We start from the raw sequence: 8,978 nt of genomic DNA on the forward strand, positions 1-8,978 counted from the left end.
CGGCCCGTACCGCCGGCTCTCACGTCCACGAGCCGGTACGGCCCTACCGGTGCCCCGGCCGCGACGGAGGGCCGTCGGAGGGCTGGGCGATGCACAGGCGTTCCCCGGACCTCAGGCGAATCGCTTCTGCACCACTCTTACGAGGGAAGAAGGCTGCTCGTAGGCCCCCTGTCGTCGCATGCGAAAACTAGCTTCGTCGCCGGAGGTGACGGAACGATGACGATGCCGGCCTGTGTGATCGAGCCCGCCGCAGCGGACGGCGAGCCCCTCGAGCCCCCACCGCACGGGGACTGCGTTATCACGGCGAACGGCGCCTACGCCGCCCGCCTCGCCCGCGACGGCGACTCCTGGTTCCCGGAGCGCTGGACCCTGGACGGCCCCGAGCCCTACGCCGTGCCGCTGCCCGGCAACCAGCCGGAGGAGCCCGGCACCGAGGTGCACCCGATGGCCGACGGCCGGGTCCTCATCCGGCGGTTCGCCGACGGGCGGCACGCCTTCTCGCTGTTGTACCCCGCCGGCCCCGGCACGGGCGAGCTGCCGCTGGGCGCGGTCGAGTGTCCCGACGAGGGCGCCCGGCTGCGGCTGCTCCCGCCGGCCCCCTGCGGGGAACGCGCGTACGCCCTGGCCGTCGACCGCTTCACGACCAGCGTGTGGCTGGTCGCGGGCGGCTCCTTCGGCCCCGAGCACCTCGCCGAGATCCCCGGCCGCTGCTCCGGCGGCGTCTGGCTGGACCGCACGGGCCGCATGCTCGCGCTGGACCGTGAGATCGCCGGCCGGACCAAGACCGTCGTGGTGGACCTCGAGCGCGGCGGCGAGGTGTCCCCCCTGCTGCAGATCGCCGCCGACAGCGACGACCGCCTGCTGCTCGCCGACCCCGACAGCGGGCTGTCGCTCATCGCCTCGGACGCCCCCTCGCCGGGAGAGACCCGCCTGGGCTGGGGGGTCCTCGGCAGCACGCTGCCGGTCCGCTTCCCGGAGTGCCTGCGGCTGCCCGATCTCGCGCTCACGCCCTTCGCGATCCAGCCGGGCCAGATGCTCGCGCCGGAGGCCTGCGCGGTGGCGCTCCGCATCGACGGCCCCTTCGGCGCCTGGGTCGGCGTCTGGCGCCCCGCCGAACGCAGGCTGCACCAGCTCGAGGCCCCGGACGGATGGTTGGCGGGCAGCGGACTGTGGACGCCGGACGGCGTGCTGCGTCTGCCGTACGCCACCGGGGCCGAACCGTGCGGTGTGGCGCCGCTGACCGCGCCGGTCGCACCCCCGCCCCGAGATGCCGCCGACGGCGAACCCGCACCCTCGGAGGCAGCGTCGCCACCGGGGGCGTCGGCGCCCCCCGCGCCCTGTCCGATCCCTCTCCAACAGGCCCCGCTCGGCGGCCTTGTAACGAAGTAGCTGCGGTTGGCGTGGCCGCCTGGATCCGCCCCTCGGTGTGCTGGATAAAATCACCCGGCTGTAAAGAAAGATCATGTTGACGGGGTGAACTTTTCCGATGAACGACACCAGCACGATGCGGCCTTTGTCCGCCGACTCCCAGGAGACGGCCGGTCACGGCCGGCACCGGGGCCCGGTCTCGTCCCACGACGGCGACTCGGCACCGCACGGCCGGCACCGCAAGCCGTCCGAGAACGCCGAGAGCAGGGCCGACGACAGGGCCGAGGTCACCGTCTGACGACACCGCAGACACACTGAAGGCGACCGAAGGCAACCGAAGGTGACCGAAGGGGTTCGGCCGTCCGTGGACGGCCGAACCCCTTCTGCCTGCCCTGCCCACCCTGCGCCCGTCACCCTTCGCCGCGTCGCAGTCCCAGCACCTCCGCCGCCGCGAACGTCTCCCCGGCCGGCCGCTGTGCGAAGTGCGCGCCGAGGACGGCGTCCAGCTCCTCGTAGCCGAACGTGTCCTCCTTGCTGTCGAACTTCGCTTGCACGCGCGGCCGTTCGACGACGGCGACCATGCCGCCGTGCACCACCAGCAGCTGCCCGTTGATCCGCGCGGCGGCCGGCGAGGCCAGATAGCCGACCAGCGGGGCGACGTGCTCGGGAGCGAGCGGGTCGAGCCCGCCGCCCTCGGGCCCGGACAGCCCGGCGAAGACGTCCTCCGTCATCCGGGTGCGGGCGCGCGGGCAGATGACGTTGGCCGTCACCCCGTACTTGGCGAGGGCGAGCGCTGTGGACGTCGTCAGTCCGACGATCCCGCCCTTCGCCGCCGCGTAGTTGGGCTGCCCGGCCGAGCCCGCGAGGAACGCCTCCGACGAGGTGTTCACGATCCGCCCGTACACCGGCGCCCCGGACGCCTTGGACCGCTCACGCCAGTGTGCGGCGGCGAACCGGGTCGTGTTGAAGTGGCCCTTGAGGTGGACCCGGACGACCGTGTCCCACTCCTCCTCGGCCATCGAGAAGACCATGCGGTCGCGCAGGATGCCCGCGTTGTTGACCAGCACGTCCAGCTTGCCGAACTCGGCGATCGCCGACTCGACGAGCTGCCGGGCCTGTGCGAAGTCGGCGACGTCCCCGGTGTGGGCGAACGCGGTGCCGCCGGCCGCCCGGATCTCGCGGGCCACCTCCTCGGCGGGGGCGGCCGACGCCTCGCCCGAACCGTCGCGGCCGGGCTGCCCGAAGTCGTTGACGACGACGGCCGCGCCCAGCCGGGCCAGTTCGAGCGCCTCGGCCCGGCCCAGCCCGCGCCCGGCGCCGGTGACGATCGCCGAGAGTCCCGCGAGCGGCAGGGGCGTACGGTGAGACCCGCCGTGGGACACGTCGTGAGAACCGTCGTGAGAACCGTCGCGGGACTCGTCGTGAGAACCGTCGTGGGACCCGTCGTGGGACCTGTGCTGAGACATGCGGCGGCCTCAGATCTCGATGCACGTACGGAGCGCGGCCCCGGTGCGCATCTGGTCGAGCGCCTCGTTGATCTCGGCGAGCGCCACACGGTGCGTGATCAGGCCCGACAGGTCGATGCGGCCGGCCCGCCACAGGGCGATCGTCCGCTCGTAGGAGCGCAGGACGTCGCCGCCGCCGTACATCGAGGGCAGGATCCGCTTCTCGTCGAAGAACAGCTCGAACATGTTGAGCTGGAGGAAGTCGTCCAGGGCGCCCGCTCCGACGACGACGAGGGTGCCGCCGCGCCGGGTGTTCTCGTACGCGGTCCGCGCGGTCGAGGAGCGGCCGACGACCTCGAAGACGTAGTCGAACCCCTCGCCCCCGGTGACGAGTTGCTTCGCGCCGGGCAGTTCCTGCGGTGAGACGGCCTTCGTGGCGCCGAAGTTCAGCGCGGCCTCCCGGCGCGAGGCGACCGGGTCGACGGCGACGATCTCGGCGGCGCCCTTGAGCCGCGCGCCCTGGATCGCCGAGATGCCCACGCCTCCGCAGCCGATGACGGCGACCGACGAACCGGCCTCCACGTCGGCCGTGTTGAGGGCGGCGCCGAGTCCCGTGGTCACCCCGCACCCGATGAGCGCGGCGATGTCGAAGGGGACGTCGTCGGGGATCGGGACCGCGCAGCCCGCGTCGACCACGACCTCCTCGGCGAAGGTCCCGGTGCCGGCGAAGCCGAACACGTCCCCGCCAGGACGGCGGAAGTTGGGCGTGCCCGCGTTCATGAATCCGGCCAGGCACAGTTCGGTCTGGCCGCGCTTGCAGGCGGGACACGCACCGCAGGCGGGCAGCCAGCAGACGACGACCCGGTCGCCGGGCTTCACCCGGGTGACGCCCTCCCCCACCTCCAGGATCTCGCCCGCGCCCTCGTGGCCGGGCACGAACGGCGCGGGCTGCGGCAGCACCCCGCCCATCGCGGAGAGGTCCGAGTGGCACAGCCCCGTGGCGCGCACCCGGATCCTGACCCGGCCCGGGCCGAAGCCCACCGCCTCGACGTCGTCGAGGACCTCCAGCTTGTCCTGACCGATCTCGTGCAGTACGGCTGCGCGCATGGTGCGGCTCCCCTCGGGTCCCCTCGGATCTGGGTGGTTCAGAGGTGCTTCAGGAGGTTGGTTCACGATTGGTTCAGGAGGTGCTTCAGGAGGTGCTTCAGAAGCTGGACCAGGAGGTCGGTCCAGGAAGGCGGTTCAAGAGGTCGGTTCAGGAAGGCGGTTCAGGAGTGGTCCGGCAGGACGTGCTCAGGAGTGTTCGACGATCGTGTCGGCGAGGACCGGCGCGTCGTCCCGCTGCACGGCGCTGACGGCCACCCGGACCGTGCCCTCGCCGCGCCACATGCGGATGCGCAGGGTCTCCCCCGGGAACACCACCCCGGCGAAGCGCGTGGCATAGCAGCGCACCCGGGCGACGTCCCCGTCGAGCAGCGTGTCGACGACCGCCTTGAGCGTGATGCCGTAGGTGCACAGGCCGTGCAGGATGGGCCGGTCGAACCCGGCGGACTTCGCGAACTCCGGGTCGGCGTGCAGGGGGTTGTAGTCGCCGGAGAGACGGTAGAGGAGCGCCTGGTCCTCGCGGACGGCCCGCTCCACCTCCTTGTCGGGATCGCCGACGGGCGGGTCGAGCCGGGCGGACGGGCCCCGGTCGCCGCCCCAGCCGCCCTCCCCGCGGACGAAGATCTGCGCGTCGTTGGTCCACAGCGGCCCGTCCGCGTCGGCGACCTCGGTGCGCATCACGAGGACGGCGGCCTTGCCCTTGTCGTACACGCCCGCGATGCGTCCGGTGGCGGTGGCCCGGCCCGCGACCGGGAGCGGGCGGTGGATCTCCAGGCGCTGGCCGCCGTGCAGGACGCGGGCGAGGTCGACCTCGACGCCGGGCATGGACAGTCCGCTGATCACGCCGGGCGAGCCGGAGCCCGCGACGGTGGCGAAGCTCGGCAGGACGTGCAGCCGGGACTCCAGGGTGTACCGCAGTTCGTCGGGGTCGGTGGCCGGTACGCCCGCGCCGATGCCGAGGTGGTACAGCTGGACGTCCCGGCGGTCCCAGGTGATCTCGCCGGTCCGGGGTTCGGCGGCGAGCGCCTTGGCTGCGTCGATGGGCATGGGGCTCCTGATCGCTCGGATCGCTCGGATCGTGTCGAGACCTCGGCACGGCCGTCCGCACCGATCGGCCGCACCGAGGTCGCCACGGGGCCGCGGAACGCGTCCTCGACGGAAGCAGGAGGACGAGCGGGCCTAGAACGCGTTCCAGTGCGGCGACCCCCTGTATAGCCCAGGCCCCGGCACTTGTGAAGAGAGCCGACGGCCGACACCTGACGGTATGTCAGAAACAGCAGCCGGTGACATTTGTACCGGCCGGGTCCGTACATCCCGGCACTGCCGCGAGCGGGCCCGGGACCGTAGCGTCGGAGTCGGCCGCGCCGCCCTGGGGCGGCGAGCACACGAGACGCAGACGAAGACCAAGACGAAAGCGAAGACGGGGGACGGACCGTGACAAGGTCGCTCAAGGACTGGCGGCGCGCACAGGCGTGCCGGCGCGCCGCCTGGGGCTCGGCGTTCCGGGAGGCGCGCAGGCAGCAGCAGCACTGGAAGACCGACAGGGAGCGCCTCAGGGCCGAGTACCGGGCCGCCCGCACGGCGGGGCGCCTGACCGGGCGCGGTACCGGACCGGCTCCGGAGGACCCGGGTCCGCCCGCCAGCGGCTTCTCCCTGATGCCGTGGCTGCTGATGGGGATGGGCGCCATCTCCAACCTCTTCCACGGCGAGACCCCGAACCCGTGGATCGGCGGCCTCGGCCTGCTGACGTTCAACTCCCTCTACATCTACGTCGCCATCCGCTCCTTCGTGAAGGAGACCCGCCAGGCGGCCTCCACGCGGGTGGCGCTGGCCCTGATGGGCCTGGTGACCTGCGGGCTCGCCCTCGCCTACGGCGACAGCTGGCTGCTGTTCTTCCCCCTGCTGGGCCTCGCGACGGGTGCGGCCCTGCGCGGCCCCCACCTGCGCGCCGTCGGTACCGGGGTGGCCGTGCTGGCGGGGACGGTCTCCGCCGTCCACGACGGCTGGGACGGCCTCACGATCGCCTACGCCACCTGGATCTCGACGATGGTGACGGCCGCGATCCTGTCCCTCTCCGAGGCCGTGCGGGAGCTGCGCGCCGCCCGCGAGGAGCTGGCCCGCCGGGCGGTGGAGGAGGAGCGGCTGCGCTTCTCGCGTGATCTGCACGACCTGCTCGGCCACACCCTCTCGGTGATCGTGGTGAAGTCGGAGGCGGCCCGGCGACTGGCCCCGCGGGACATGGACGCGGCCCTCGCCCAGGTGACGGACATCGAGGCGGTCGGCCGCCAGGCGCTGACCGAGATCCGCGAGGCGGTCACCGGCTACCGCGAGGGAAGTCTGGCCGGTGAGCTGGACCGGGCCCGCTCGGCGCTCACGGCGGCGGGGGTCGAGCCGTCCGTGACCCGGTCCGGGCCGCCGCCGGACCCGCAGAGCGCGGCCCTGCTGGGCTGGGTGGTGCGCGAGGCGGTCACCAACGTCGTCCGGCACAGCGGCGCGACCCGGTGCCTGATCACGGTGACGGCGGCCCCCGAGCGGATCCGGCTGACGGTGACGGACGACGGCCACGGCCGCGACGGCCGCCAGGATACGGACGGCGGCGACCGCGGCGCGCCGGGCTGCGGCACCGGCCTGACCGGCCTGCGCGAGCGCCTCGCGGCGGCGGGCGGCTCTCTGACGGCGGGCTCCGGCCCACACGGCGGCTTCACGGTCACGGCGGAACTGCCGGTCGAGTCGCCCGTCGCGCCGCCCGTCGCGGCTTCGCCCGGGTCGCCGGCCGGGCCGGCGCCGGAACTCCCGGCGCCCACGAGCGCGAAGGCGGACGCGAACAGGGGCAGCGGCGGGGACGCGGGCCGGGACCGTGACGGGGACCGCAGCGGCAACGGGCACCGGAACCGGGACGGGGTCGGCGACGGCGACGGCGACGGCGACGAGCACCGGGACCGGGACCGGGACAGCATTGGGGGCGGCAGCGCGGTCGCGGCGACCTCGTCCGCGGCCGCCGGACCCGGCGGTACCGTGCCGTCCGTCGCCGTCGGCCCTAGTCTTGGGGCGTGAACGAGACGTCGGGCGGGCCCGTGGACGAGATGCCCCGCTCCCACCGCCCCGCCAGGTCGATCAGGGTGCTGCTCGCGGAGGACCAGGGGATGATGCGCGGCGCGCTGGCCCTGCTGCTGGGGCTCGAACCCGACATCGAGGTGGTCGCCCAGGTGGGCGCCGGGGACGCGATCGTGGACGCGGCGCTCCTCCACCGCCCGGACATCGCGCTCCTCGACATCGAACTGCCGGGCATGAGCGGTCTGGACGCCGCCGCTGAGCTGCGCGAGCAGGCCCCCGACTGCCGGGTGCTGATCCTGACCACTTTCGGGCGGCCCGGCTATCTGCGCCGGGCGATGGAGGCCGGGGCGGCGGGCTTCTTGGTCAAGGACGGTCCCGTGGAGGAGCTGGCGGCGGCGATCCGCCGGGTGCTGACCGGTGAGACGGTCGTCGACCCGGCGCTGGCCGCGGCCGCGCTGAGCGCCGGGCCGAATCCGCTGACCGCCCGCGAACGCGACGTCCTGAAGGCGTCCGTGGACGGCGCGACGGTCGCCGACATCGCCGCCAGGCTGCATCTGTCGGAGTCCACGGTCCGCAACTACCTGTCCTCCGCCATCGGCAAGACGGGCACGCGCAACCGCATGGCGGCGATGCGCGAGGCCCGTCAGCAGGGCTGGCTTTGACTTGCACCTCGGGCTGAAGCCCGAGGATTCTGGCCTTCTCGATCGTTGCTGTGCCGCTACGCGGCACGGGGTTCGGTCGGGAATCCGTGGCTTCCTGTTTCTTCGCGCTGTGCCGGGATCGCTCCTGGTCTTACCGGCGCTCCGCAGGCTGATACCGCCAGTCCGGCGGCCGTCTTCACGTTGATCGCGGCGTTGGTGTCCCGGTCGTGGAGGGTGCCGCAGGCGGCGCAGGTCCATTCCCGGATGTGCAGGGGTTTGGGTCCGTCCTTGACGCCGCAGGTGGAGCAGGTCTGGGAGGTGGGCTCGAACCTGCCGATCTCGACCAGGGTGCGGCCGTACCGTTGCGCTTTGTATTCCAGCATGCCGAGGAACGATGACCATCCGGCGTCATGCACGGATTTGGCCAGCTTCGTGCGGGCCAGTCCCGCCACCGACAGGTCCTCCACGGCGATCCCTTGGTTCTCGGAGATCAGTTTCGTGGAGAGCTGGTGGTGGAACTCACGGCGCGCGTCGGCCACATGCGCGTGGGCGCGGGCGACCTTCAGGCGGGCTTTCTCCCGGTTCTTCGACCCCTTCTGTTTACGGGACAAGTCCCGCTGGGCCTTCTTCAGTTTCTTCTCCGCGCGCCGCAGGAAGCGCGGGGAGTCGATTTTCGTGCCGTCGGACAGGACCGCGAAATGGGTGAGGCCGAGATCGATGCCGATGGTCCGGTCGGTCTCCGGCATCCGGGCCGCGTCGGCGGCGGGGTCGGTGTCGATGACGAAGGAGGCGAAGTACCGTCCGGCGGCGTCCTTGACGACGGTGACGGAGGTGGGGGTGGCGGGCAGGGTGCGGGACCACTTCACCTTCACCGGGCCGATCTTCGGCAGGTTCAGACGGCCGCTGCCGGTGATGCTCCAGCGGGCGTTGGCGGTGAACCGGATCGACTGGCGGGCGTCCTTGCGGGACTTGAACCGGGGCGGGCCCGTTCTCGGGCCCTTCCGCGCACCCTTGAGGGAGGCGAAGTAGTTGCGGTACGCCTTCTCGGCGTCCCGCAGGGACTGCTGGAGGACGACGGCGGACACCTCACCCAACCAGGCCCGCTCCGGCGTCCGTTTCGCTTCCGTGATCAGGCATGTGGACAGCCGCCCGGCCGTCGGGAACGGCTGCCCGGCCTGACGGGCGTCCTCGCGGGCACGCACGGCGTCGTTGAACACGACGCGCGCGCACCCGAACGCCCTGGCCAGCGCGGCCTGCTGAGCGGCGTCGGGGTACAAGTCGGGTAGCCGGGATGCATTACTGCATCCCGGCCCCCTCAGAACCGTGCGTGCACCTTTCAATGCACACGGCTCAAGCTCGCCCCATG

The 8,978-nt window shown here is 72.7% G+C and carries 8 protein-coding genes; 4 read left to right on the forward strand and 4 right to left on the reverse strand.

Annotated features, from left to right (window positions below; all coding sequences use genetic code 11):
* Positions 1–222: 222 nt before the first annotated feature.
* Both IE239_RS32060 and IE239_RS32065 read left to right on the forward strand, forming a co-directional pair.
* Positions 223–1,389, forward strand: coding sequence for a hypothetical protein (locus tag IE239_RS32060; RefSeq protein ID WP_190152961.1), 1,167 nt, complete (start codon positions 223–225; stop codon positions 1,387–1,389).
* A gap of 97 nt (positions 1,390–1,486) precedes the next feature.
* Complete coding sequence (locus IE239_RS32065; protein WP_190152949.1) at positions 1,487–1,666, forward strand: hypothetical protein; 180 nt, start codon at positions 1,487–1,489, stop codon at positions 1,664–1,666.
* 112 nt (positions 1,667–1,778) lie between these two features.
* On the opposite strand, the gene IE239_RS32070 is transcribed toward IE239_RS32065, so the two are convergent.
* The 3 genes from IE239_RS32070 to chsH3 all read right to left on the reverse strand — a co-directional run bounded on the left by IE239_RS32070 (position 1,779) and on the right by chsH3 (position 4,964).
* Positions 1,779–2,750 carry a 3-oxoacyl-ACP reductase gene (locus tag IE239_RS32070; protein WP_229878449.1) on the reverse strand — a complete coding sequence of 324 codons (972 nt, stop codon included), beginning with the start codon at positions 2,748–2,750 and terminating at the stop codon, positions 1,779–1,781.
* A 93-nt stretch (positions 2,751–2,843) separates the two neighbouring features.
* Positions 2,844–3,920 (reverse strand): Zn-dependent alcohol dehydrogenase, encoded by a 1,077-nt coding sequence (locus IE239_RS32075; RefSeq protein WP_190152950.1) that lies wholly within the window; start codon positions 3,918–3,920, stop codon positions 2,844–2,846.
* A 186-nt stretch (positions 3,921–4,106) separates the two neighbouring features.
* Entirely contained in the window at positions 4,107–4,964 is an 858-nt protein-coding gene (chsH3, locus tag IE239_RS32080) for an enoyl-CoA hydratase ChsH3 (protein WP_190152951.1), read from the reverse strand.
* A 387-nt stretch (positions 4,965–5,351) separates the two neighbouring features.
* Between chsH3 and IE239_RS32085 the strand changes: the two genes are divergently transcribed.
* Positions 5,352–6,971, forward strand: coding sequence for a sensor histidine kinase (locus tag IE239_RS32085; protein ID WP_190152952.1), 1,620 nt, complete (start codon positions 5,352–5,354; stop codon positions 6,969–6,971).
* Positions 6,972–7,000: 29 nt separating this feature from the next.
* Entirely contained in the window at positions 7,001–7,633 is a 633-nt protein-coding gene (locus IE239_RS32090; protein WP_190152963.1) for a response regulator transcription factor, read from the forward strand.
* A 56-nt stretch (positions 7,634–7,689) separates the two neighbouring features.
* On the opposite strand, the gene IE239_RS32095 is transcribed toward IE239_RS32090, so the two are convergent.
* Positions 7,690–8,889, reverse strand: coding sequence for an RNA-guided endonuclease InsQ/TnpB family protein (locus tag IE239_RS32095; RefSeq protein ID WP_190152953.1), 1,200 nt, complete (start codon positions 8,887–8,889; stop codon positions 7,690–7,692).
* Between the last annotated feature and the right edge of the window lie 89 nt (positions 8,890–8,978).

It is taken from the genome of Streptomyces humidus, from assembly GCF_014649655.1.
GTDB lineage: Bacteria > Actinomycetota > Actinomycetes > Streptomycetales > Streptomycetaceae > Streptomyces > Streptomyces humidus.

What these genes read in the sequence shown, in the direction of transcription:
- IE239_RS32060 (WP_190152961.1), top strand. Translation starts at nt 223, where the DNA reads ATGCCGGCCTGTGTGATCGAGCCCGCCGCAGCGGACGGCGAGCCCCTC.
- IE239_RS32065 (WP_190152949.1), top strand. Translation starts at nt 1,487, where the DNA reads ATGAACGACACCAGCACGATGCGGCCTTTGTCCGCCGACTCCCAGGAG.
- IE239_RS32075 (WP_190152950.1), bottom strand. Translation starts at nt 3,920, where the DNA reads ATGCGCGCAGCCGTACTGCACGAGATCGGTCAGGACAAGCTGGAGGTC.
- chsH3 (WP_190152951.1), bottom strand. Translation starts at nt 4,964, where the DNA reads ATGCCCATCGACGCAGCCAAGGCGCTCGCCGCCGAACCCCGGACCGGC.
- IE239_RS32090 (WP_190152963.1), top strand. Translation starts at nt 7,001, where the DNA reads ATGCCCCGCTCCCACCGCCCCGCCAGGTCGATCAGGGTGCTGCTCGCG.